Genomic DNA, 21,762 nt, shown 5'->3' with positions numbered 1-21,762 from the left:
ATGGTTGTTCGTCAAATCTGCACTGAGGGGCAATTTCAGTAACGTTTCGAAGGTGTGAGGGGTGCAGAATTACACGCGTGCCCTCGACGGTGATCGTCTCGAAAAAACGGTCGTCGAACAGGGGCTCGGTTCTGGAACAGCGATCGGTCGTCGGATTACCACCAGCCCCAGCCGTCGTCGTCATCGTCGTCACCGTCGTCGGCGTCGCCGTCGATCGCAGCGGCGAGGTCGGCACCGACCGTCTCGTCACCCAGGAAACTCATGTGGCTGCCGACGCTATCGGTGACGTCGACGTCCGTGTAGCCGTCTGGGTCACAGTCGGCACCCTCGTTTCCGAGCGCAGTGTCGCCCCAGCCGCCGTAAGCCGACCCGACGGTCGAGTCGTTCTCGGAATGGTAGTTGCGGACCTCGCCGGCGTTGTCGATGCCGTCGATCCAGAGGTCCTCGCAAAGTTCCGAGCCGTCGGCGGCCGCGCCGAGAGGCGCGACGGTGTCGATTTCGTAGCCCGTACTTAGCTTCGTCGCGGCCCAGAGGACGCAGCGACCGCCCAGCGAGTGACCGACGAGGCGGATGTTACCGCCTCCGTCGTCGTAGAACTCCTCGGCGAGTTCGGCGGTGACTTCGCCGACGTCTTCGGTGTCGCTCTCAGCGCCGAAGAAGTTGATCGTCGACGCGGGCCACTCGAGCGCGACGGCCTCGTCGGGGTCGTAGCCGCCGTCCTCTAGCGACCCCAGAACGTCGTCGGCCTGGCTCGAGACGGTCGAGTCGCCGAACCAGCCGTGGACGAAGACGAACACTTCGTCAGCAACCGGGAGACTGCCGTCCGCGCTCCAGCCGCTGAACCAGCCGCCCTCGTCGATTTCGATGATCTCAATCTCGTGGCTGTACGCTGATGCCGACCCGGATACCGCAGCCAGCCCCGTCGCACCGACAACCGTTGCCCCCGTCGCTTTGAGTACGGCTCGTCGGTTCGCGCGTGTCGATTCCCTCGGCAGGTTCCGTTGTTTGTTGTTATCTGCCATGACCTGTTCAAACAGTATTGGCTATCAGATTTCATTTTATTCGCTTCGATGTGAACTCCTTTATATGTCTGCGTTTTCAGACGTTAGCTAATTAGAGATTACACTGTACGAGATTGGGGCGAAAGAGACCAGATCTACAGCTGGTATTCAATTGCCGGTCTTTAGTTTTTTCTGGAATCGTCGCGTTCCTTGAGGTCGCGACCCGTGCGGTTGCGACTCGCCGCTCACGCCCGTCGGATTTCGCCGAAGTCGTACGCGGGCGGCGGCCGCCGGACCCGCCCAACAGGCATCGGTACGTTCCCAACGGTGCGCTCGAGGCGATCCGTACCGAATCTTCACTGTTATATCGTCCGAGTCGAAATACCGTCCAATGCGTGAGGAGTCGACGGCGTTCGTACCGGGGCACATTACGGGCTTTTTCAGCGCTCATCCAGACGACGATCCGACGAAAGCGGGCTCCCGAGGCGCGGGAGTGACGCTTACCGACGGCGTCGAGGTGACGGTCGAACCGGCCACCGATGACACGTCGACGGTCGTCCTCGAGGGCGAGGAATGCGACGTGGATCCCGTCGAGACGGTTCTCGAGACACTCGAGGTGAACGCCCGCGTCGAGGCCGAATCAGAACTCCCGATCGGCTCCGGCTTCGGGGTCTCGGGCGCGATGGCGCTCGGAACGGCGCTCGCGGCGAACCAGGTGTTCGAGCGCAAACTCTCGTGGAACGAACTCGTGACCATCGCACACGGGGCCGAAGTACAGGCGGGAACCGGGCTGGGAGACGTGGTCGCGCAGGCTCACGGGGGCGTCCCGATTCGGCTGGAGCCGGGTTCGCCGCAAGTGAACAAACTCGACGCGATTCCCACGCGAGCGCGCGTGGAATACGTCTCGTTCGGCGAACTCTCGACGGCGGACGTGCTTTCGGGCGAGACCGATCAGCTCTCGGCCGCCGGAAAACAGGCGCTCTCGCGAGTCGTCGAGGAGCCGACGCTGCTTTCTTTTATGTACGCCTCTCGGCTGTTCGCTCGCGAAGCGGAGTTGTTGACCGAGCAGGTCGCGCGGACGATCGGCGACGTGACGGAAGCCGACGGACAGGCCTCGATGGCCATGCTCGGCGAGACCGTCTTCGCGCTCGGCACGGGGCTATCAGACGCCGGCTACGAGCCGTCCGTCTGTGCGACGCATCCCGCGGGCGCGATGTTGAGGTAAGGGATAGACATTGCCAGGGAGATAGACACCGACTCGCCCAACGTAACAAGACCGCTCTTCTCGATTGCGGGCCGATTCCGTATACCTGCACAGTCGATTACCGTACAGTACGACTCTAGCCACTCGAGGACCGAGCGTCCAGACGTCTATACACGGCCGATACCCTCCGCTAATTGCGTCTCTAAGGCTTTCGATTCCTGAGCACATGCCACGCCGAATATATCAGAACTCGATATTGTGGCCGGAGCTTTATTATGATGGGTTTCAGTTATCCGGTCAAGATTACGAATGTCCTCAACGACTGAAATTCATCAAAAGCTGTTTCGACTGTACGAACACTACGTCGGAGAACCCGACTCGAGCAAGGACGTCTACGGCTACTGGATATTCATCGCCGGATATCTCCTCGGTTCGGCCGGAATCTTCGCGTTCGTCGTCGGCTACGCCGGGAGCGCGGACTCCTACACGCTGATTCGGATCTCCGGCGTCACGGCGGCGGCGGGGCTCGCACTTTGTCTGTTCGGCATCGTCCTCATGTTGCCCGTACGTAGAATCGGAATCTACGCGAGCGTGCTCGGCCTGTTGATCGCACTCGGCGGCGTCGTCTTCTTCGGGTGGGCCTACCCCTACAACTGGCGAGAGCTCGGGACCGACTACAGCGTGCAGGTCATCTCCGTTTACGCGCTCGGAATCGGCCTGATCGCGGGCGTCACCGCGCTCGTGCCGATTCTCACGGGACAGAAAGGGATGTTCGTCGAGGAGGAAGGGGCGACCGACGATCCGGACATTCTGACCGGCGACGCAATGGAGGGTGCGCAGTTCGCCGTCTTCCGGGACGAGAACGGCGACTGGGAGTGGAACGTCCTCCACCTCGAGGCGCTGGCGACGAGCAACGAGAGCGCCGTCACGCGACCCGACGCGACCGAGGGCATCGAGCGCGTCCAGTCCCAGATCAGCTCCGCGGGACTGATGGAGCTGACCACCTCCGCGTTCCGGCTCTTCGAGGATCGCGACGGCACTTGGCAGTGGACGCTCGCCCGCGACGACGGCAGCGTCGTGGGCTCGAGCACCGGCGAGTTCGACCAGCGCGACGGGGCCGAAAACTCCGTGAGCTTCCTCAAGGACCGCGGTCCCGATGCGGACGTCATCGAAATCGAGGGCGCCGCGTTCACCTACGAGGAGAAACGCGACCAGTGGTTCTGGCAACTCGTCGACGACGAGCGGAACCCGTTGGCCTCGAGCGACTCCGGCTTCCGAACCCAGGAACGGGCCGAGGAGGCCGCACAGACGTTCGCCGAACGGTTCGACCGCGCGCGCCTGCTCGACATCAAGCACGTCGGCGTCGAACTCGTCGAGCGGCCGGGCGGCTGGACGTGGCGCTTCGTCGACGACGCCGACGACGTCGTCGCGAGCGCCTCGGACACGTTCGACTCCCGTCGCGACGCCGAGGCAGCCGCCGAAGCGCTGCTCCCTGCACTCGAGTCCGCGTCGGTCACCGTGGCCGGCGAGCCGACCTACGAACTGTACGAGTCGGGCAGCGACTGGCGCTGGCGGCTCGTCGACGAGACCGAGCACGTCGTCGCCCGGAGTCCCCCCGAGATCAGTGAAGAGGCCGACGTCGAGTCGGCCGCCGATCGGTTCAGTAACGGAGCCCTCGAGGCCGACATCGTCGAGATTGACGAGGCGGAGTACGAGGTGTATCCGACTGCGACCGCGTCGACGACTGCCGACTCGGACGACGACCTCCCGGCGACGGTGGACGATGCAGTCGCCCAGACCGACGGCGGCACGACGCTCGAGTACGACGATCAGACGGGCCCCGACTGGCACTGGCGGCTCGTCACCGACGGCCGCGAAATCGTCGCTGGTAGCACCGAACCCCACCCGAACGCCGAGACGGCATCCGAGGCGATCCAGCGGGTTCGCGAACAGGCCAGCGAGGCCGACCTCATCGAGTTCGAACACGCGGCGTTCCAGGTCTACGAGGCCGACTCCGGCGAGTGGCGCTGGCGGCTCATCGACGAGGACGGCAACGTGCTCGCCGACAGCGGTCAGGAACACACGTCGCGCGGCGAGGCCGCCGAGGCGATGATGACGCTGAAAGAGCAGGCGCCCGACGCCGAGTTACTGGAAATCGAGACCGCCGCGTTCGAGCTGTTCGTCAACGAGGACGACGAGTGGGGCTGGCGGCTCATCGACGAGGCCGGGAAACTCGTCGCCGAAGACCCCGCCACGCACCCGACTCGCGGTGCCGCACGACAGGCGATGAACCGACTGCTCGAGCACTTAGACTCCGACATTCGAACGATGGACAAGGCGATCTTCCAGACCTACGCGGCCGAGGACTGGCAGTGGCGGTTCGTGCTGCCCTCGGGCGAGACCGTCGCGGAAGCCGGCGAGGCTCACCCGACCCGGGACGAACTCGTCGACGAACTGGACGACATCCGCCACTCGGCCGCCGCGGCCCACCAGCACACGATCGGCGACGTCGCCGTCCAGCTGTACGACAGCGGCGGCTGGCACTGGCGGCTGCTCGACCGCGACCGCGAGGAGGTCGCGGACTCGACCGTCAGCTACGACATGCGCGACGAAGCAATGGCCGGCGCCGAGAGCCTGAAGGCACACGCCGTCGATGCGCCGATCTTCGCGATCGAGGACGTCGCGATTCGGCTGGACGGCAGCGACGGGTGGACGTGGGAGCTCATCGACCGCGAGCGCGAAGTCAGTGCGAGCGCGGTCGGTGCCGTCTCCACCAAGGCCGCCGCCATGGGCATCATCGAGGACGTTCGTCAACTCGCGCCGATGGCGGGTCGCGTCGACTTCGACGTCGCCTCCTTCGAACTCGTCGCCGACGAGGACGAGCGCTGGCAGTGGCGGCTCATCGACGAGGACGGTCGAACGATCGCGACCGGTTCCGAGAGCCACGACTCGACCGAAGCCGCGCGCGCGGCTCTCGAGAACGTCCGCGAACTGATCGAAGAAGCGAGCATCCTCGAGATCGATAGCGTCTCCTTCGAGTTGCACACCGACGAGGAGGGCGAGGGCTGGGTCTGGCGGCTGGTCGACGAGTACGGCTCGACGATGGCCGAGAGCACGCAGACCTACGAGAACCGCACCGACGCCCGCGAAGCGATGAACGACGTGAAGGCCCACGCTCCCGACGGCTGGATCACCTTCACCGAGTAATTACCTGCGGCCCGATCCGTCGACTGAGTTCGTTTTCGCGGTATTGTGCGTTTCCGTTTGTGCGGGGCACCGCTCGAGACGCACCGAGACCCGTCCCGGTCGGTGGAACGAATCCTGATGGTTATCGGGAATTTAACTTCTACGGACCGTATTCTCGAGCCATGAAGTCGATGCGCATCGAACTCCGCTACACGTCGGCGGCGATTCCACCGTTACACGAGGGAATCTGCGAGTCATCCCATATCGATCGGGAGTTCATCGTCGGCGGACAGTCGGTCGACGGCGTCGAGACGATCACGTCGTTCGTCTACGGCGAGCCCGACGCCTACGAGTCCCTATTGTGCGATCTCGAGAGCGTTCTCGAGTACGATATCACGCCCTCCGACGACGGCTTCTTCCTCTATCTCCGCCGAGAACTCGGGCCGGAAGGGATATCCCTCTTAAACGCGCTCGCACAGGAGACCGTCGTGGTCGTCCCGCCAATAGAAATTCGCTCCGATCGGACGGTTCGACTGACCGTCGTCGGCCATCCGTCGGCGCTGACCACCGTCGTCGAGGGGGTGCCCGACGGAATGGGGCTGGACATCCGCTGGGTCAGCCAGGAGATCACAGTCACCGGCGCGGCGGTCTCCGATCGACAGGCCGCCGCACTCCAGGCCGCCTGGGACGTCGGCTTCTACGAAATTCCGCGCGAGGGTGGCATCGAAGCAGTTGCGGCGGAACTCGAGTGTGCCGTCTCAACGGCGTCGGAACTCGTCCGTCGCGGCGAAGCGAACGCCGTGGAGCGAGTTCTCGATAGCGGTCCGTAGGACGGTTCGGTGGCTCTGTTGCTCCCCCGTGTTCAGATCTGTTTCGCGTGAACGACACGCTCACTCGCTTCGCTCGTTCGCGGGTGCTACGCTTGTGTTCTGACCGCAGCGGTAACGCCGTACCCTGTACTTATTGCTGGGGTCCGAAGCCTATCACTCCAAGGGCGGTTCAACAGAGCCGCGCTGGACTATCCGGATGTAGGAACCGGAACATCCGTAGACGCGACCGTACTATCATGCGAGCGGAGCGTCACCGTCATCGTCTCGTGCTCGAGCGGGATCCAACTCCACTGAACGTCGATCGTCGCCGAATCGCCCGACTCGACGACGGTCTCGTTTTTCGGCGTCATCTTCTCGTCCTCCTCGTCGAACGAGAGGAGGAGCTGCGTCACGGGTAGCTCTGTCGCGGTTCGGTTTTCGACCGTCACGGCAAACGCCTCGACGGCACGTTGGGTACCTTCGGTTTCGAGTTCGAGGTGAACGTCGGTAATTTCGACTCTCGGATCCTTCGATTCCGCGCGTCGGTCGAATCCGGTCTCCTGTTCGCCAGACTGCGTGTCCGCCTCGTCGGCCGGCGTGAACTTGTGAAAACACCGCCAGCACCGGTAGTACTTGTTCTCCGGTCGAAAGAGCGCCCCGCTCGTCCGAATCTTTGACACGAAAAGCCGTCTCTCGCAGTTGGGACAGGGCGGACGGATCATACATTCATTGAACGTATAACTCGTATGGTTTTTTCGGAACGAGGAAGTCGTAACCCACAGTCGAAGGGAAGTTGATCCCTGCTGTAACGCTCCGTCCGTACTCGCCGACCGCGACGCTGTCTGCGGTCCCGAGGCGAAAATCGGCGTCATCGATGCCCGAGTGTACCACAGAACGGGCCGAACCCGTCGGTTGGGGCGCTCGTACCGAGCACCCGTGCAGTACCGCTGGAAGAACGGCGGTAAATCTCGCATTCGGACTGCAGAACCACAGAATCCCCGGAGTTCCGAGGACCGCAGGTAGACGATTTGGTGCGATGACGAATTGGCGGTCGAGGGAATGTGAACCGCGCCGAGACTGTTCGCTTCGCTGCGTGTCTCGTCTAGTTCAAATGCCTCCAGAGCGTATTTCCCCCTCGAGAATTTGCTCGCCGAAAAATAAGCCGGTGAAGGGATTTGAACCCTTGACCTAATCCTTACGAAGGATTCGCTCTGCCAGTCTGAGCTACACCGGCGCTCCGTGTCCACTTACTCGTAAGACCGATACCAGCCATAAGGATTGCGAATCGATGCGAGCGTGTGACGAATTCGCGCGTCTGGCCTTAACGCTCGAGTCGCACGTCCAGACACACGTTCAGTTCGTGTGGCGCGTAGGAACGAACCGTCCGCCGCGTCTCGACGGAAACCTCGTACTCCGGTTCGGCCGCCTCTCGAATCGCCCGCTCGCCCGGCCCGAACGGATCGTCCTCGTGCTGGATGTCGTAGTAGTGAATCATGCAGTCGTCGCCGGCGAGGGTAACGGCGCTCTCGAGGAACTCGTCGGCGCTGTGGGGAAGGTTCATCACGAGCCGGTCGGCCCAGTTTGCGTACTCGTCGGCCACTGCACGAACATCGTCACAGATCGCCGTCACGCGATCCTCGACGCCGTTCCGGCGCGCGTTCTCGCGCAGGTACTCGATCGCGTCCGCGTTGACGTCGACGCCGACGCACTCCGCACCGCGTTTCGCGAACGGGATCACGAACGGGCCGACGCCGGCGAACATGTCGAGCGCCCGCTCGCCGTCGACGACCTGCTCCGTGACCCGATGACGTTCGGTCGCGAGCCGCGGCGAGAAGTAGACGGCGGCGAGGTCGAGTGCGAACTCGCAGCCGTACTCGCGGTGGACGACCTCCGTGTCCTCGCCGACGAGGATATCCCAGTCGCGGGTCCGCGTCTCGCCTTTGACCTTCGACGCCTTGTTGAGCACCGTCTCGAGGGGGAGATCAGAGTCGAGGACGGCATCGGCGATTTCGCGGGCGCGCTCGTCGTCGTCCTCGTCGAGCAAGGCGGCGCGCCCGAGTCGCTCGTAGGACGGCTCCCACCCCAGGATATCGGCCGGCGTCGTCTGCGTCTCGCGCTCCTCGACGGGACGGGCGACGACCTCGAGGTCGTTCGAAACCGCGTCGGGATCCGTGATCGGCACGTAGAGACTGCCGTCGGCCACCGAAATCTCGTACTCGTCGTCGATCAGGTCCGCATCCGCGAGTTCGCGGCGCGTGGCTTCGCCCTCCTCACGGGGGACGCGGACGCACGGCACTTCCATACCGTGACGAAACCACCGGGTCGCCGTAACGGTGACGTTTTCCGAGTCAGCGGCCGTGAACAGTTTTCAGGCCTCGAGCCAATCTGTGCGTATGCACAAACTCACGACCGTGGAAACGGTCCACGAGGAAAGGTCGTGGCTGTTCACGGTAGAGGACCAGTACGGTGAGAAAGAGGAAGTGATCCTCGTTCCCTGCGAAGACGGTGTCGAGCAGAGCTCGACAAGCAGTCAGAACGGGAACCGATCTGACGACGGCGTCGAGGCCTGGATCAACCGCTGTACGCACGAGGCCCAGCGGTTCGACACGGGCCGCGGCGTCCCCATGCGCGACGGCCAGCTCATCTGTCCCCGCCACGGCTCACTGTTCGACGCCTGCTCGGGCCACTGCGACAACGGCGAGGCCGCGAACACGACGCTTCCGTCGGTCGACATCACGGTCCACAACGACGGCACGGTGTTTCTTACCGACGACGACGCGACGTTCGTCCACGAAGGCGGAATCGACGACGACGGCGGTCCGGACTCGACGTCGCACATCTCGCTCTGACGCGCCGCGGTCCGAGAGACGCTTTTGGGGGTGGATCGTCTGCTTACCACATGGAACGAAGACACGTCTCGAGTGGCACCGAGTGGGAACCGACGGTCGGCTACTCCCGAGCAGTCCGCGCCGGTTCGCAGATCCACGTCGCGGGGACGACGGCGACCGACGAGAACGGCGGCGTCGTCGCCCCAAGCGATCCGTACGCGCAGACGAAATGCGCCCTCGAGATCGTCGCTGAGGCGCTCGAGGAAGCCGGTGGGTCGCTCGAGGACGTCGTCCGAACCAGACTCTACGTGACCGATATCGACGACTGGGAGGAGATCGGACGGGCCCACGGCGAGGTTTTCGGGGAGATTCGGCCGGCAGCCAGTATGGTCGAAGTCCAGCGGTTGATCGATCCCGAGCATCTGGTTGAGATCGAGGCGGTCGCCGTTGGCGATACTGGGGACGAGTGACGACGTTCTGGTCCGTTCGTGAAGCGATCGATTCCGTCGTTGGAGTACTGAAGATGACAGCGGAGAGACCGTCCGGCTGTCTGATGAGGGACGAGAGCAGCGACTGACCACGAACGCTCCCGTTTCCGTGTTACAGGAACTCACCTGGCGTTTCGAGTGATCCAATGGTAGATCACGAACCGATTCGACACCCCGGTCATCCCGGAGTGCAGTCGTTGCTACACCAAACCACTTATTAAAACTAGGGGAACAAAAATATACTTTTAGTTATAGCTAATTTTAGAACTAGCATAGAAGGAGACCAGCGGCAGTCAGCCGATTCGAGAAGTGTGATACACGGCAGTTCGTCGAATCAACAGACCAATCTTGTATTACTGACGGCCTCCACGAAGCAGTGAGCCGAGATAAATGAGGATTGCAGTAATGATACTCATCGGTCAATGCAGTTAGTCGGCCGGTCGTTCCTCGGCAGTCGCGTCGATGGTGTCCTCGGTGGCTCGACTCGACTGGATTTTTCCGAGCATGACAGCTCCGATGTAGAGTGCAACGGCGACGAGGACGATCGTCCCGCCGGCCGTGGTCTCGTACTGGAATGAGAGCGTAATTCCAACGAGTACGGCGAGTTCAGCGAGGATAATCGACGCCAGCAACGCCTCCCGGAAGCTCCGGGCAAGTTGAGCCGCGCCGGCGACGGGAACGACCAACATTGCTGCGACGAGGATCACGCCCATGATCTGCATCGCGCCGACGACGACCATTGCGGTGATCATCGTCATGACGCGGTTGTACCAGGGGACGTTGAGGCCGGCGACCCTGGCGGCGGTCTCGTCGAAGGTCACGTACAGCAGCTGCTTATACGTGGTCACGACAACGAGCGTGACGATCACAAAGAGGCCGATCAGGATCGTCGCGTTCGACCGCGAGACCGTCGCGAGGTTCCCGAAGAGGTACTGGTTGATCCCGACGGCGAGTCCGCCGGCGTTGAGGCTGATCAGTACGGCTCCGAGTGCGAACCCGGTCGAGAGAACGATCGCCATCGAGACGTCGTTGTAGGCGTCGGTGACCTCCGAGATCAACTCGATCGCGAGCGCGGCGATCATCGCGACGACGACGGCGGTGAGATACGGCGAGACACCGACGTCGAGGACGGCGTTGACGAACAGCCCGACAGCGACGCCGGCGAAGGCCGTGTGTGCGAGCGCGTCACCGATCAGCGCGAGCTGGCGGTGGACGAGGAAGGTTCCGATCAGCGGCGCCATCACGGCGATCAGAATCCCGACCAGAAAGGCCCGGTGCATGAACCCGTACTGGAGCATCTCGATGCCGGCAGCGTCGCCGACGCTCGACAGCAGGTCGCTCCAGCGGTCGATGATCCAACCGAGGGCATCGCTCGGCACACCCGTTACACCGGGAACGGCGAAACCGTCTCCGCTCGCGATTGACAGCGTCGACGACGGTGACGGCGTCATGGCGTCGTCCTCTCCCGTCGCCCGGTGTCGATTCCGTAGGCTCGCTCGAGTGCGTCGCTGTCGGCGAACGCCTCGGGCGGGCCGTCGAAGTACAGCTCCCGGTTGAGACAGAGCACACGATTGGTGTGCTCGAGGACGGCCTCGATATCGTGTTCGACGAGCAGGATCGTCATGCCCTCGTCGTTGAGCCGATCAAGCAGGTCGAAGAACGCCTCGATGGACTCGGCGTCGACGCCGACGGTCGGCTCGTCTAAGACGAGCAGGTCGGCCTCGCCGGCGAGTGCCCGTGCGATGTACGCCCGTTGACGCTGGCCACCCGAGAGCTTCGTGATCTTCCGATCGGCGAGGTGGTCGATCCCCACCGTCTGGAGCGCCTCTCGCGTGCGCTCGCGATCGTCGGAGCTAATCCGGCCGAAGCCGGCGTGGGGGAACCGTCCCATCAACACGACTTCTGCGACGGTGATCGGCATTTCCTTCGTGTTCTCGGTGACGTCTTGAGCGACGTAGCCGACGCGGTCTCGATCGACGAAGGCACGAGACGGCCGGCCGAATAGCTCGACGGTACCCCGATCGGGTGCGTACAGCCCCAGGATCAACTGGAGGAGCGTACTCTTACCGGAGCCGTTCGGGCCGATAACGCCGACGTACTCCCCTTCCTCGACGGAAAATGTCATGTCTCGGACGACGGGGCTAGCGGTGTATCCGAACGAGACGTTTTCGACTGTTATGTGTGTCATTGTAACATGGATCGCTATCGAGTGTGAATCGTGTCAGTCGAAGTTGCGCCACTCCTCGCCGAGGTCCGTCTCTTCCGGGCTCGCCGCGTCGAGGACGATCTCGAACGTCGGCATGTTGATGTTACGTGCGATGTCGAAGTAGCCCCAGCCCTGGTCAGCCCACTCCTCTTTCGTCCCGGCGTAAGGCGTCACGGGGTAGTACGCCTCGGCGTCGGTCTCGTCGATCAGCTGTTTTGCCCACGAGCGATTTTCGAAAATCGCCGCCCCGATGTACTGGATATCGTGTTCGGCGATCATGTCCTCTGCGTACTGCCTGTCGCTCGTTCGGACGTCGTCGGTGGCGGCGAGGTTCGCGACCAGCGGCTGGATCGTCGCGCCGTAGCGCTGGCCGAGGTACTCGAAGGCGTTGTGTGCCGCCAGGAAGACGTACTCTCGCTCCGCCTCCCCGAAGATCGCCTCCCACTCGGCGTCGAGTTCGTCTAACTCGCCTTTGAGTTCATCGGCATTATCGGCGAACTCACTCTCGTGATCGGGGACGACCTCCGTGAGCCCGTCCGCGATGTTATCGACCGCCTGCTTTGCCAGCTCCGGATCGAGCCAGAAGTGAGGATCTTTTCCGCCGTCGATCTCCTCGTCGTCCTCGACTGTTTCGGCGAGGTCGAGCAGTTCGACTCCTTCCCGGGCGTTGATCAGGTGCGTACCCGCGTCGTCGTCCTGGACGGTTTCGATCGCCCGATCGGCCCAGGGCTGGAAATCCGGCCCGACGTGGACGAACGCGTCGGCGTCGACGATGTCCCGTGTGATCGACGGGTCCGGCTCCCAGCCGTGGCCGTGGAGGCCGACGGGAACGAGATTGTCGACCGACAACGGCGTTCCATCGGCGATCTGTCGCGTGAAGTCGTAGAACGTAAAGAACGACGCGACTGCGACGTTCTGATCGTCGTCCTCCGAGGCTTCCCCGAAACAACCGGCCAACCCGGTTGCGAGGGTTCCCGCAGAGAGTGCAGTAAAGTTTCTGCGCGAGACAGTGCGTGAACCGTTTTTCTCGGATTTCATCACTTGCACGTTCGGGGGAACCCTATTTGACTTTTGTGCTCCTAACTTATCAATTAGGCTTGTCTAATTCGGTCCGCCTCTTCCCGCGACGTCGCTCGAGCGCCGATGCGGCGTGCAACGTGGGTCGGCAACGCGACGGCCGTCTCCGTAGACGACGGAACGACGGTCACCAGATCGATAGGCGACACCGTATCGACGACGAGTCGCGTTCCCGGACCGATTCGATGCTGAGACAGGTAGTCGCGGATGTCCGGATCTCGATGTGGCACTTGTTCGACGATCACCGTCTCTCCGGTCTCGTACTCGGTAAGCGCCGTGTGCGGCGTCTCGTCTGGAATTTTTAGATTCGAATCCGGAATGGGGTCGCCATGGGGGTCCATCGCCGGTTCACCGAGAAACGTCGCGAGGCGTCGCGTGAATTCGTCGCTGACGTGATGCTCGAGGCAGTCGGCTTCGTCGTGAACCGTCGACCACGAGTAATCGAGATGCTCCATCAGAAACGTCTCCAGCAACCGGTGGTTCCTGACGAGTTGCAGGACGATTTCCTCGCCGCAGTCCGTCAACTCGACGCCCAGGTAGGGCGTGTAGTCGACGAGTTCACGGTCGGCGAGCGAGTCGAGCATGCACGTCACGGTCGGTGAGGTTACGTCGAGTTCCTCGCTGATTTCGGTCGTTCGAACCGGCCGACCGTACTCGTCCTCGAGATGGTAGATCGCTTTGAGATAGTCCTCTGCGACCGGACTGAGATCCATCGTCCGTGACTTCGAGTGGATAACTAAATAGATTTTCTGTCCCCAGAGATAGTATTAGGCAAGTCTAATTATTACTGGCAGAAGAAGAGAGGTGTCACTTCCGCCAGTATGACCACGCGACGGCACCGACGAGCGAGACGATCACACCTCGAGTGACACTCTCCGGAGTCGACTCGAAACCTTATAGCAGCGCCTGAAACTAGAGCGCCCATGCTCACCTTCATCGGGCTCGGCCTGTACGACGAGCGCTCGATCACCGTCGAGGGTCGGGCGGCGCTCCGAAACGCCGACCGCGCCTACGCCGAGTTCTACACCAGCGAGCTGATCGGCACGTCCGTCGAGGACCTCGAGTCCCACCACGACGTCGAGATCGAGGTTCGAGACCGCGCAGGCGTCGAACAGCATCCCGAGGACATGCTCGAGGCCGCCGAAACCGACGACGTCGCCTTCCTGACCGCGGGCGATACGATGATCTCGACGACCCACGTCGACCTCCGTCTGCGGGCCCACGAGCGCGGCATCGAGACGCAGGTTATCCACGGCGTGACGGCCCAGACGGCTACGAGTGCCCTCACCGGGCTCCAGAACTACCGGTTCGGCAAGGCGACGACGCTGCCGTTTCCCTACGCTCACGGCGCGGACGGGCTTCCGGAGAGCGTAACGAAGACGATCGACGATAACCGCGCGGACGGCCTCCACACGGTCGTCTACCTCGATATCAAAGTGGACAACGAGGCCGCGACGAATCGCCTCGACACGGACGAGACGCTCGAGGAGTACATGACCGCCGACGTCGGCGCCGAACTCCTCGCCGAGGCGTATCCCGACCTCGTGGGCGTCGTCGTCGCCCGCGCGGGCAGTCCGGACCCGCTCGTCGAAGCCGGAACGATGGCCGACCTCGCCGACCGGGAGTTCGGCGATCCGCTGCACCTGCTCGTCGTCCCCGGCGACTGTCACCTGCTCGAGGCCGATGCACTGGTCGAGCTCGCGGGCGCCGATCGGGACGACCTCGATATCGCTTGATCCCGATCGTTCGGACGATCCCTCGAGGGACCGACCACCTGCTATTTACGGCCCGAGTGGGAGACACAGCACATGAGTAGACGGGAGCGGATGGGCGACTCGGTTCTCGAGAGCGGGGTGATCGACGCGGCCACGACGGACGGGGACCTCGAACTGGACGACGAGACGTTCGAACTGCTCCGTGAGGAACTCCGGCTGACGTTCGACTCGCAGGTCGAACGGCTCCAGGAGATCGACGCGAAAGCCATCGAGATCCTGAAGGCGAACCTCCTGTTGATCGGCCTCGTCGTGACGGGCGGCTCGATCGTCGTCCAGACCGACCTGAACGTCGCGCCGTTCGTCAACCTCTTTACGATCGCTGGCGGCGTTCTCTTGCTCGTCTCGACGGGACTCGCCGGCGTGACCTACACGGCGTCAAACCTCCGTGGCGGGATCGACGCCGACGTCGTCGAGGCCGGGCTCGCATCGGCTCGAGTCGACGCCGATCCGGAAACCGATCCGTTCCGGGTTCGCCTGCTCCGGAGCTACGGTCGCTGGATCGAGTACAACGCGCGGGTGACGGCCGTCAACGACATGTTCGCGACGATTACCGTCCTCATGGTCATCGTCGCGTTCGTCTACGTCGTCGCCGGGATCGCCGCCGGTGCGCTCGCCCCGTCGCTGCTCGTCTCGGTGCTGGCCTTTCTCGGGCTTTCGGGCGTCCTGCTGTGGCTTTCGGGCTTCGCCTACTATATGGACCATCTCGGCGCCAGCGAGGCCTACGGAGCGGGGACTTTCGACGGCGTCAGAATCTCGAAAGGCGTCACCCGAAAGCGCGGTCTCTCGACGCTCCGGACGATGCGCAGCGAGCGCGAGACCGTCGACGAGGACGAGCCGTAGCGCCGATTCCGCCGTCCCTATCTCGGGGCCTCGAGCCCACTGCGCGGTCCTCGCTCGGTGCTACTTCCAAGCCGTTTCTCGACGCGCGGCCGCACTCGACGCTACTGCGAAGCCGTCACTCGCCGAGCACGCCCTCGAGTTCCGAGAGAAAGTCGCCGGGCACCTCGAGGTGTGGCGTGTGCCCCGTGTTACTGAAGACGACCTCTTCGAACTCGCCGCCCGCTTCCGCATACTCCTCGAGAACGGCGCGCGTCTGCTCGACCATCGGCTGCGGTGGGAAGACGTCCTCGCCGGGCCAGCCCGGAACCTCGCCCATCCGTCCGAGCGTTCCGACGTCGAAGAAAGACTCGTTGGAGACGATCTGGTCCGAGTCGCCGCGGATCCACAGCACGGGCGGCTTCTCGTCGGGATCGACGTCGGTGATCGCCGCGAGCGAGCAGTACTTCGGCGAGATGGCGTTGTTCACGCCGTGTTCGCCCGGCGCGACGCCGGGCCAGTTCTCGCTCGGGGTCGCGTTACCGGGGTAGTTCTCGTCCCCAGTCGCGGTGTCGAGCATCCCCGTCAGGTACGACTCCTCGCGGTCCGCGTCGAACTCGTGGGTCGGATCGACGTAGAACGTCCGCAGCACCTTCCGCGGCGAGGACTCACCTTCCTCGCTCCGATCGCGCTCGGCGAGACCCGCGACGAACTCGTCGTTGCCGAGGCCGCCGCCGGAGCCGGCGTAGTCGTCGAAACACGGCTTCCCATCTTCGTCTTTCGTGGCGCCGAAGCCGTACGGCGAGAGCGGGTTGATCAGCACGAGCGAGGCGACCATCCCGGGGTTGTCGATCGTGTATCGCATCGCGGCTCCGCCACCGTTCGACCAGCCGACGAGCGTAATCGGCTCCGAAACCTCGAGTTCTGCGAACAGCGCACGGAGGTCACCCGCGAAATCCCCGAGTCCGTTCGTCGCATCGACGGCTTTCGTCTCCGAGTCGCCGTAGCCCCGCAGGTCGGGAGCGATCGCGCGGTACCGATCGGGCAGGTCGGCCATCGTGTCCTCGAAGAATCGGGAGGATGAGACGTTTCCGTGGACGAAAACGACCGTCTCGTCGGTCGCACCGGATTCGCCGCCCGACTCGAGGTAGTGCGTCTCGAGGCGGTCGGTGTCGACGGTTCGGGACTGGACGCCGGCGAGGGTGTCGTCTCGAGTCATCGATAACGGCTACCACGTGACCCGTGTTAATTGTCCGTCCGGCAGACCGCGCCGTCTTATACCCGCTCGAGCAACTCGTACAACTCCTCCTCGGTCGCGTTTCCGTCCCTGATCGCCTCTCGCGGCGCGCGGGGCCACGGTCGCGCCTCGACGGCGTCGATTGCGGCTTCCGGCGAGCAGTCTCGGTCGCGAGCCACCCAGCCGGCGGCGACCACACCCGTGCGACCGAGACCGGCGTTACAGTGGAGTACGACGCGGCCGCCGTCCGCCGTCACCCCCTCGATGAACTCGACGGCGCTTCTGAGGGGGTCAACGCCGGGAAGGTGACGGTCTCGAATCGGCACGTGGGCGGTATCGAATGTCCCGTCGTAGCTCGCCGGCAACCCCCACCGAGAGGCCTCGCGTTCCGAGAGGAGACAGAGGACCCCGGAGACGCCGTTGCTCTCGAGAATCTCGGTCCACTCCGCGAGACTCCCCCCGAGGTGGCCGGGCCGACAGGCCCCGAAGAGCGGTCCGTCATCGACGATTCGGCCGAAGTTCGCGGAGGTCATCGGCTCGACACCACGTGTCGCTCCTCGAGAGCATTCGAACGTACTCGGACGGATCGAACGACGGTCGGTATCACGGCGAAGATACGCGGACAGAAGCAGTGATCCCACTTGAATCTGTATCCCAGCGATGCCTTCGCTGGGGGACCGTATCTGAGCGGAAAAACGCGGCTCGACCGTTACAGGCGCTCGATGATCGCGTTCGTCACGTCCTCGGTCGAGGCGTCGCCGCCCAGATCCGGGGTTCGCGGTCCCTCCTCGAGCGTCGCCTCGACGGCCTCGTGGACCGCCTCGCTCTCTACGTCGTAGCCGAGGTACTCGAGCAACATCGCGGCGGAGATGATCGTCGCGGCCGGGTTCGCGACGCCCTCACCGGCGATGTCGGGTGCGGTGCCGTGGACCGGTTCGAACAGCCCGCGGTCGGGGCCGACGTTGGCCGAGGGGAGCAGGCCGAGTCCGCCGACGAGGCCGGCGGCGAGGTCCGAGAGGACGTCGCCCGCGAGGTTCGGACAGACGATGACGTCGAACTGTTCGGGGTCGAGACAGACCCGCGTCGCGAAGGCGTCCATCAGCACCTCGTCCGTCTCGACGCCCTCCTCGTCGGCGACCGACTTGACGGTGTCCCGAAAGAGGCCGTCCGTCTCGCGCATGACGTTCGCCTTGTGGACGATGGAGAAGCCGTCGTGCTCGTCGCCGTCCGAGACGTAGTCGCAGGCGAACTCCGCCAGCTCTCTCGAGGCGGTCTCCGTGACGACGCGGGTGAGCGTCGAGACGTCCTGCGTGAGTCGGTCCTCGAGCCCCGAGTAGACGCCCTCGGTGTTCTCGCGGAGGAAAACGAGATCCGTCTCGGGGCGGACGGCATCGATTCCCGGATACGCCTTCGCGGGGCGGATGTTGACGAAGGAGTCGACCGCGTCCCGGAGCGGGAGGATGACGTCCGCGGCGGTCTCGCCGGCCGCGCCGAACAGCGTCGCGTCGGCCGACGCCGCGAGATCGTACGTTTCCTGTGGCAGCGCCTCGCCCGTCTCCTCGAGGACGGCGTCGCCCGCGTCCGCTTCGACGAACTCGAAGTCGATGTCGAGCGCCTCGAGCACCTCGACCGCGGCGGGGGTGACTTCCTGTCCGATTCCGTCGCCCGGGATAACGGCGATTTCGTGAGTCATGCTCGACCATCTCGTGGCGGCCGAAAAGAGGGTATCGATAGCACAATGGTCGCGGGGCCGCGCCTCGAGATCGGCAACCCGAGGCGTGTTACTACCGGATGTCTCAATTGAGGACGTCATATGGTGTTTGATGGTATTAGATACCATCTAGTGGCAACCCTTATCCCGTTGGCCGGCCAAGTAGTGAGTATGACAGCATTCAGTACTCCCGTCAGCGTCACCCTCGAGATGCAGCGCCAGGCCATCGAACAGAGCCAGCAGGCCATCGAACAGACCGTTGAGACTCAGCAGCGCGCGAACGCGATGTTCCTCGACGGCATCGAATCCACGGAGGACGCCCAGCAGCAGGGATTTGACCTGACTCGCTCGGCCATGCACAGCTACCTCGACGCCTTCGAAACGTCGGTGCCCGGAACCGACGAAGCGGTCGCGGAGATCCGCCAGACCGTCGACGAGCAGTTCGACCAGCTCGAGGCCAACCACGCCGAAGCGTTCGAGACCGTCGAGGCCGAACTCGAGTCGGGCGTCGACGCCTCCAACGACGTCCTCGCCGAGCAGCTCGAGGTGCTCACCGAACAGCTCGATCTCCTGCAGGAGGCCCACACCGACGTCGAGGCACAGACGCTCGACGCCGTCGAAGGGGCCGAAGCACAGTTCGAGGAGCTCCAAGAACAGCTCGACGAACAGGGTGAGGAGATCACCGAACAGGTCCAGACCCAGTTCGAACAGTTCCAGCGCCAACTCGAGCAGCTGCAGGCACAGGTCGACCAGCCCGCCTCGAGCGCGTAATTCAGTAGTTTTTCACTTTTCGGATCCGCAAACTCACGGAGAGACCGTCGTCTCGCGGACAGTACAACGACCGGCTCTGAGGTCGGCCATCGACTACCAGCAGTAGCAGTAACTGTCGATCCCGTCTCAGGGACTCCCCACACCGCTCGAGACCCCGACCGCCTCCGCGATCGCCCGACGCTTGAGCAGGGCGAAGCCAACGGCGACCAGTCCGAAGCCGACGACCGTTAGCGCGCCGATCGATTCGTCGAGCAGGACGACGCCTGCGACCGTCGCGACGATCGGCACCAGATAGCCGATCAGCGCCGCCTCGAACGCGCCGTGCTTCTCGAGGATGGTGAAGTAGATCATGAAGGCGATGGCGGTCGCGAACACGCCGAGGTAGACCACGGCACCGAACGAGGCGGGCCCGATCGCGTCGACGCGCGAGAACTCGCCGGCACCGAGGCTCACGAGGTGTAAGACGACGGCCCCAACGAGCATCGACCAGCCGACGAGCGGCAGCTGCGGCAGGGTCGGACCGGCTCGCTGGATCAGGACGCCGCCGAGCGCGACGCTACAGACCTGCCCGACGACGAGCAAGCGCGCTGCGGTATCGCCGGCCAGCAGATTGGCGGGATCGGGCTGAACGATCAGCCCGACGCCCAGAAACCCGATCGCGGCCCCGACGGCGCCGATCGCCGACAGTCGCTCGCCCAGCAGCGGGATCGCCCACAGCGCGGTGACGATCGGCACCAGCCCCTGTAAGATCGCGGCGACGCCGCTGGGGACCGTCTGCTGGCCGATAAAGAGCAAGCCGTTGCCAGCGACGAGGAAGACCCCGCCGCCGACGACCGCTGCCAGATCGTTCCGCGCGGTCGGTCGCCACTGATCGACGCGAACGATCGCCGCCGCCAGCAGCAAGATCGCCGCGATGTCGTATCGGGCGGCCGCAAAGAGCAGCGGCGGGAGCGACTCGAGTCCGACCGAAATCGCCGGAAAGGAGAGGCCCCAGAGCACCGCCAGCGAGAGGAACATCGCTACATCACGGTTCGGGGACATACACTGGCTTTCGGACAGGTGCCGAAATCGATGACGATGTACGCCGCGTTCTGCCGCTTCCGGCGTGATAGCAGGGGCCACGACTCGAGCAGCAACCACTCGACGATAGAACTCGTCCGTCCGGACCTCGCCGAGTTCTGCGAACAAAACGGGATCGCAGTCAGAGTGTTTCTTGCCCAATCTCAGATGTCACCGCTTGGAGAACCGCTTCAACTTCGGAGAACTCTGCTGTCGATTCGAAATGGAGTGTGTCAGGTCGTGACAGGCCGGTCCGCGAAGAAATCCAACTGATTGCCGTCCCGACTCGACCCTGCTCCGACTCGTACCATTGTAGTTCGATTGCCAATTGTGCTGGACACGATTCAACCGATGCGAGTCGGGAGAGGTCGTGGCAAACGTTTCCAAGACAGAGGGACGGTGGAGAGATGCTACATTCCACACCGGTATCTTCCCATTCCGCTATTGGACGGTTCGGAAGAACCACTGCCGGTTCACCGTTGATGGCGTTCTGAACAGCGTTGACAATTCCATTAGACGACACATCATCAATCGTGAACTTTTCGTGCTCAGGAACGTATTGAAGATACGTTTCTGTGTCACGTACAAGTTCGACTTTCCTTACGCCGTAAACACGAGCAGTCCCAGTCATCTCCAGAAGTGACTGGATCGCTTCTAGTGAACTAGTAGACACGTCTGCTTCGTATCTCACAGCATCAGTGTGATCGGTTCGTGAAAAGCTGTCATCTAACTGTTGAATGACTGAGGGGTAGTCGTCAACAACCGTCTCTGTCTCGATCAATAGGACTAGCTGGTCTGTGGAGGACGACGCGGCCTGGATGGCCTTGAATAGTATTGCATCATGACGTGGCGTACCCGCTATTGGATAGCTCGCAATGAGAGTGTGGGTGGGATTATATACGGAGCAGGCGCAATACACGGGCTTTAGCCCGTGGATACGCGCCGTCACGTCATAATACTAACCATCGAGAACTTCCCGAAAGAAATTGCAAAGTGCGACGATTCAGGCGGTACACGGGTGACTCGACTACACCACACGTGGTCAGAACGCCGGACCCACTTCTTCCACTCGTTAGCGAAGCATGTCGTCCGGCAGTGTGTCAAGAAAGGAGTTGGGAGAATCAACGTCGGGAAGCTCGCAGGTGTCCGAGAGGGTGAGAACGGCGAGTCGAAAAACTGGGGTCGGCACGGCAACCTCGACTTGCATGGGTGGGCGTTCGACCGTTTCACGTCGATTCTCACCTACAAGGCGAAGGTCAAGGGTATCGAAGTCGTAGAGGTGTCCGAGCGCGACACGAGCAAGACGTGCTGCGTATGCGGTAGGGAAGACGACAGTCAGCGTGTTGAACGTGGGTTGTACGTGTGCGAGGAGTGTGACGCGGCATTCAATGCTGACGTGAACGGGGCGGAGAACATCCGTCTCGACGTGAATCAAAGTAACTCCGAGTCTACACTCAGTTTGGGTGGGGATAGGAGTACCGGCTGGTTGGCACAGCCCGGAGTCTACCTTCACGACTTGTCCAGCGGATTCCAACCGCAGGAACGAGTGGTAGACTGCAAACCCTAATATCCCAACTGCGGTCGGGATTCCTCC

Annotated in this window: 20 protein-coding genes, 1 tRNA gene and 1 pseudogene; 9 read left to right on the top strand and 13 right to left on the bottom strand. The window is 63.1% G+C overall.

Annotation, left to right across the window (positions count from 1 at the left end; translation table 11 throughout):
- Positions 1-155 precede the first annotated feature (155 nt).
- Positions 156-1,022 (bottom strand): lipase family protein, encoded by an 867-nt coding sequence (locus tag ACSFC5_RS04170; RefSeq protein WP_440763989.1) that lies wholly within the window; start codon positions 1,020-1,022, stop codon positions 156-158.
- Between the two features lie 370 nt (positions 1,023-1,392).
- Between ACSFC5_RS04170 and ACSFC5_RS04165 the strand changes: the two genes are divergently transcribed.
- The 3 genes from ACSFC5_RS04165 to ACSFC5_RS04155 all read left to right on the top strand — a co-directional run bounded on the left by ACSFC5_RS04165 (position 1,393) and on the right by ACSFC5_RS04155 (position 6,221).
- Positions 1,393-2,226, top strand: a complete 834-nt coding sequence (locus ACSFC5_RS04165) for a pantoate kinase (RefSeq protein ID WP_440763988.1) — start codon at positions 1,393-1,395, stop codon at positions 2,224-2,226.
- A gap of 288 nt (positions 2,227-2,514) precedes the next feature.
- Positions 2,515-5,412 carry a DUF1508 domain-containing protein gene (locus ACSFC5_RS04160; protein ID WP_440763987.1) on the top strand — a complete coding sequence of 966 codons (2,898 nt, stop codon included), beginning with the start codon at positions 2,515-2,517 and terminating at the stop codon, positions 5,410-5,412.
- Positions 5,413-5,573: 161 nt separating this feature from the next.
- Positions 5,574-6,221 carry a helix-turn-helix domain-containing protein gene (locus tag ACSFC5_RS04155; protein WP_440763986.1) on the top strand — a complete coding sequence of 216 codons (648 nt, stop codon included), beginning with the start codon at positions 5,574-5,576 and terminating at the stop codon, positions 6,219-6,221.
- A 188-nt stretch (positions 6,222-6,409) separates the two neighbouring features.
- On the opposite strand, the gene ACSFC5_RS04150 is transcribed toward ACSFC5_RS04155, so the two are convergent.
- The 3 genes from ACSFC5_RS04150 to ACSFC5_RS04140 form a co-directional block, all read right to left on the bottom strand.
- Positions 6,410-6,880, bottom strand: coding sequence for a hypothetical protein (locus tag ACSFC5_RS04150; RefSeq protein ID WP_440763985.1), 471 nt, complete (start codon positions 6,878-6,880; stop codon positions 6,410-6,412).
- 480 nt (positions 6,881-7,360) lie between these two features.
- Positions 7,361-7,434 (bottom strand) — tRNA-Thr (locus tag ACSFC5_RS04145).
- Between the two features lie 87 nt (positions 7,435-7,521).
- Complete coding sequence (locus ACSFC5_RS04140) at positions 7,522-8,502, bottom strand: class I SAM-dependent methyltransferase (RefSeq protein ID WP_440763984.1); 981 nt, start codon at positions 8,500-8,502, stop codon at positions 7,522-7,524.
- A 91-nt stretch (positions 8,503-8,593) separates the two neighbouring features.
- Between ACSFC5_RS04140 and ACSFC5_RS04135 the strand changes: the two genes are divergently transcribed.
- Together ACSFC5_RS04135 and ACSFC5_RS04130 are read left to right on the top strand one after the other, a co-directional pair.
- On the top strand, positions 8,594-9,049 hold the full coding sequence (locus tag ACSFC5_RS04135) for a Rieske (2Fe-2S) protein (RefSeq protein WP_440763983.1): 456 nt from the start codon (positions 8,594-8,596) through the stop codon (positions 9,047-9,049).
- 50 nt (positions 9,050-9,099) lie between these two features.
- Positions 9,100-9,498 carry a RidA family protein gene (locus ACSFC5_RS04130; protein WP_440763982.1) on the top strand — a complete coding sequence of 133 codons (399 nt, stop codon included), beginning with the start codon at positions 9,100-9,102 and terminating at the stop codon, positions 9,496-9,498.
- Positions 9,499-9,944: 446 nt separating this feature from the next.
- On the opposite strand, the gene ACSFC5_RS04125 is transcribed toward ACSFC5_RS04130, so the two are convergent.
- The 4 genes from ACSFC5_RS04125 to ACSFC5_RS04110 are packed head-to-tail and all read right to left on the bottom strand — an operon-like array spanning position 9,945 to position 13,512.
- Positions 9,945-10,967, bottom strand: a complete 1,023-nt coding sequence (locus ACSFC5_RS04125) for a metal ABC transporter permease (protein WP_440763981.1) — start codon at positions 10,965-10,967, stop codon at positions 9,945-9,947.
- Positions 10,964-11,704: a metal ABC transporter ATP-binding protein gene (locus ACSFC5_RS04120; RefSeq protein WP_440763980.1), complete on the bottom strand. Its 741-nt coding sequence runs from the start codon at positions 11,702-11,704 to the stop codon at positions 10,964-10,966. The genes ACSFC5_RS04125 and ACSFC5_RS04120 overlap by 4 nt, the downstream gene beginning before the upstream one ends.
- 33 nt (positions 11,705-11,737) lie before the next feature.
- Positions 11,738-12,760: a metal ABC transporter substrate-binding protein gene (locus tag ACSFC5_RS04115; RefSeq protein WP_440763979.1), complete on the bottom strand. Its 1,023-nt coding sequence runs from the start codon at positions 12,758-12,760 to the stop codon at positions 11,738-11,740.
- A 53-nt stretch (positions 12,761-12,813) separates the two neighbouring features.
- Positions 12,814-13,512, bottom strand: a complete 699-nt coding sequence (locus ACSFC5_RS04110) for a metal-dependent transcriptional regulator (RefSeq protein WP_440763978.1) — start codon at positions 13,510-13,512, stop codon at positions 12,814-12,816.
- A 210-nt stretch (positions 13,513-13,722) separates the two neighbouring features.
- On the opposite strand from ACSFC5_RS04110, the gene dph5 reads away from it, so the two are divergent.
- Positions 13,723-14,535, top strand: a complete 813-nt coding sequence (gene dph5 / locus ACSFC5_RS04105; RefSeq protein ID WP_440763977.1) for a diphthine synthase — start codon at positions 13,723-13,725, stop codon at positions 14,533-14,535.
- 72 nt (positions 14,536-14,607) lie between these two features.
- A complete protein-coding gene (locus tag ACSFC5_RS04100; RefSeq protein ID WP_440763976.1) occupies positions 14,608-15,414 on the top strand; it encodes a hypothetical protein in 807 nt (268 codons plus the stop codon).
- 115 nt (positions 15,415-15,529) lie between these two features.
- On the opposite strand, the gene ACSFC5_RS04095 is transcribed toward ACSFC5_RS04100, so the two are convergent.
- The 3 genes from ACSFC5_RS04095 to ACSFC5_RS04085 all read right to left on the bottom strand — a co-directional run bounded on the left by ACSFC5_RS04095 (position 15,530) and on the right by ACSFC5_RS04085 (position 18,320).
- A complete protein-coding gene (locus ACSFC5_RS04095) occupies positions 15,530-16,609 on the bottom strand; it encodes an alpha/beta hydrolase (protein WP_440763975.1) in 1,080 nt (359 codons plus the stop codon).
- A gap of 56 nt (positions 16,610-16,665) precedes the next feature.
- On the bottom strand, positions 16,666-17,160 hold the full coding sequence (locus ACSFC5_RS04090; RefSeq protein WP_440763974.1) for a protein-tyrosine phosphatase family protein: 495 nt from the start codon (positions 17,158-17,160) through the stop codon (positions 16,666-16,668).
- A 176-nt stretch (positions 17,161-17,336) separates the two neighbouring features.
- Positions 17,337-18,320, bottom strand: coding sequence for an isocitrate/isopropylmalate dehydrogenase family protein (locus ACSFC5_RS04085; protein WP_440763973.1), 984 nt, complete (start codon positions 18,318-18,320; stop codon positions 17,337-17,339).
- Positions 18,321-18,509: 189 nt separating this feature from the next.
- On the opposite strand from ACSFC5_RS04085, the gene ACSFC5_RS04080 reads away from it, so the two are divergent.
- Entirely contained in the window at positions 18,510-19,109 is a 600-nt protein-coding gene (locus tag ACSFC5_RS04080; RefSeq protein ID WP_440763972.1) for a hypothetical protein, read from the top strand.
- A 126-nt stretch (positions 19,110-19,235) separates the two neighbouring features.
- On the opposite strand, the gene ACSFC5_RS04075 is transcribed toward ACSFC5_RS04080, so the two are convergent.
- Both ACSFC5_RS04075 and ACSFC5_RS04070 read right to left on the bottom strand, forming a co-directional pair.
- On the bottom strand, positions 19,236-20,150 hold the full coding sequence (locus ACSFC5_RS04075) for a DMT family transporter (protein ID WP_440763971.1): 915 nt from the start codon (positions 20,148-20,150) through the stop codon (positions 19,236-19,238).
- Between the two features lie 160 nt (positions 20,151-20,310).
- Positions 20,311-21,117 carry a hypothetical protein gene (locus ACSFC5_RS04070; RefSeq protein ID WP_440763970.1) on the bottom strand — a complete coding sequence of 269 codons (807 nt, stop codon included), beginning with the start codon at positions 21,115-21,117 and terminating at the stop codon, positions 20,311-20,313.
- A gap of 24 nt (positions 21,118-21,141) precedes the next feature.
- Between ACSFC5_RS04070 and ACSFC5_RS04065 the strand changes: the two are divergent.
- Positions 21,142-21,735 (top strand): annotated as a pseudogene (locus ACSFC5_RS04065) (RNA-guided endonuclease TnpB family protein); the annotation flags it as partial.
- Between the last annotated feature and the right edge of the window lie 27 nt (positions 21,736-21,762).

It is taken from the genome of Natronorubrum marinum, assembly GCF_052040125.1.
Classification (GTDB): domain Archaea; phylum Halobacteriota; class Halobacteria; order Halobacteriales; family Natrialbaceae; genus Natronorubrum.
The sequence above is the reverse complement of the archived record's forward strand: the minus strand, read 5'-3'. Positions and strand labels throughout refer to the sequence as shown.

Bases quoted from the DNA above. Each gene is read 5' to 3' on its own strand.
- ACSFC5_RS04170 (WP_440763989.1), bottom strand. From the start codon at position 1,022: ATGGCAGATAACAACAAACAACGGAACCTGCCGAGGGAATCGACACGC.
- ACSFC5_RS04165 (WP_440763988.1), top strand. From the start codon at position 1,393: ATGCGTGAGGAGTCGACGGCGTTCGTACCGGGGCACATTACGGGCTTT.
- ACSFC5_RS04160 (WP_440763987.1), top strand. From the start codon at position 2,515: ATGTCCTCAACGACTGAAATTCATCAAAAGCTGTTTCGACTGTACGAA.
- ACSFC5_RS04155 (WP_440763986.1), top strand. From the start codon at position 5,574: ATGAAGTCGATGCGCATCGAACTCCGCTACACGTCGGCGGCGATTCCA.
- ACSFC5_RS04140 (WP_440763984.1), bottom strand. From the start codon at position 8,502: ATGGAAGTGCCGTGCGTCCGCGTCCCCCGTGAGGAGGGCGAAGCCACG.
- ACSFC5_RS04135 (WP_440763983.1), top strand. From the start codon at position 8,594: ATGCACAAACTCACGACCGTGGAAACGGTCCACGAGGAAAGGTCGTGG.
- ACSFC5_RS04130 (WP_440763982.1), top strand. From the start codon at position 9,100: ATGGAACGAAGACACGTCTCGAGTGGCACCGAGTGGGAACCGACGGTC.
- ACSFC5_RS04125 (WP_440763981.1), bottom strand. From the start codon at position 10,967: ATGACGCCGTCACCGTCGTCGACGCTGTCAATCGCGAGCGGAGACGGT.
- ACSFC5_RS04120 (WP_440763980.1), bottom strand. From the start codon at position 11,704: ATGACACACATAACAGTCGAAAACGTCTCGTTCGGATACACCGCTAGC.
- ACSFC5_RS04115 (WP_440763979.1), bottom strand. From the start codon at position 12,760: ATGAAATCCGAGAAAAACGGTTCACGCACTGTCTCGCGCAGAAACTTT.
- ACSFC5_RS04110 (WP_440763978.1), bottom strand. From the start codon at position 13,512: ATGGATCTCAGTCCGGTCGCAGAGGACTATCTCAAAGCGATCTACCAT.
- dph5 (WP_440763977.1), top strand. From the start codon at position 13,723: ATGCTCACCTTCATCGGGCTCGGCCTGTACGACGAGCGCTCGATCACC.
- ACSFC5_RS04100 (WP_440763976.1), top strand. From the start codon at position 14,608: ATGAGTAGACGGGAGCGGATGGGCGACTCGGTTCTCGAGAGCGGGGTG.
- ACSFC5_RS04095 (WP_440763975.1), bottom strand. From the start codon at position 16,609: ATGACTCGAGACGACACCCTCGCCGGCGTCCAGTCCCGAACCGTCGAC.
- ACSFC5_RS04090 (WP_440763974.1), bottom strand. From the start codon at position 17,160: ATGACCTCCGCGAACTTCGGCCGAATCGTCGATGACGGACCGCTCTTC.
- ACSFC5_RS04085 (WP_440763973.1), bottom strand. From the start codon at position 18,320: ATGACTCACGAAATCGCCGTTATCCCGGGCGACGGAATCGGACAGGAA.
- ACSFC5_RS04080 (WP_440763972.1), top strand. From the start codon at position 18,510: ATGACAGCATTCAGTACTCCCGTCAGCGTCACCCTCGAGATGCAGCGC.
- ACSFC5_RS04075 (WP_440763971.1), bottom strand. From the start codon at position 20,150: ATGTCCCCGAACCGTGATGTAGCGATGTTCCTCTCGCTGGCGGTGCTC.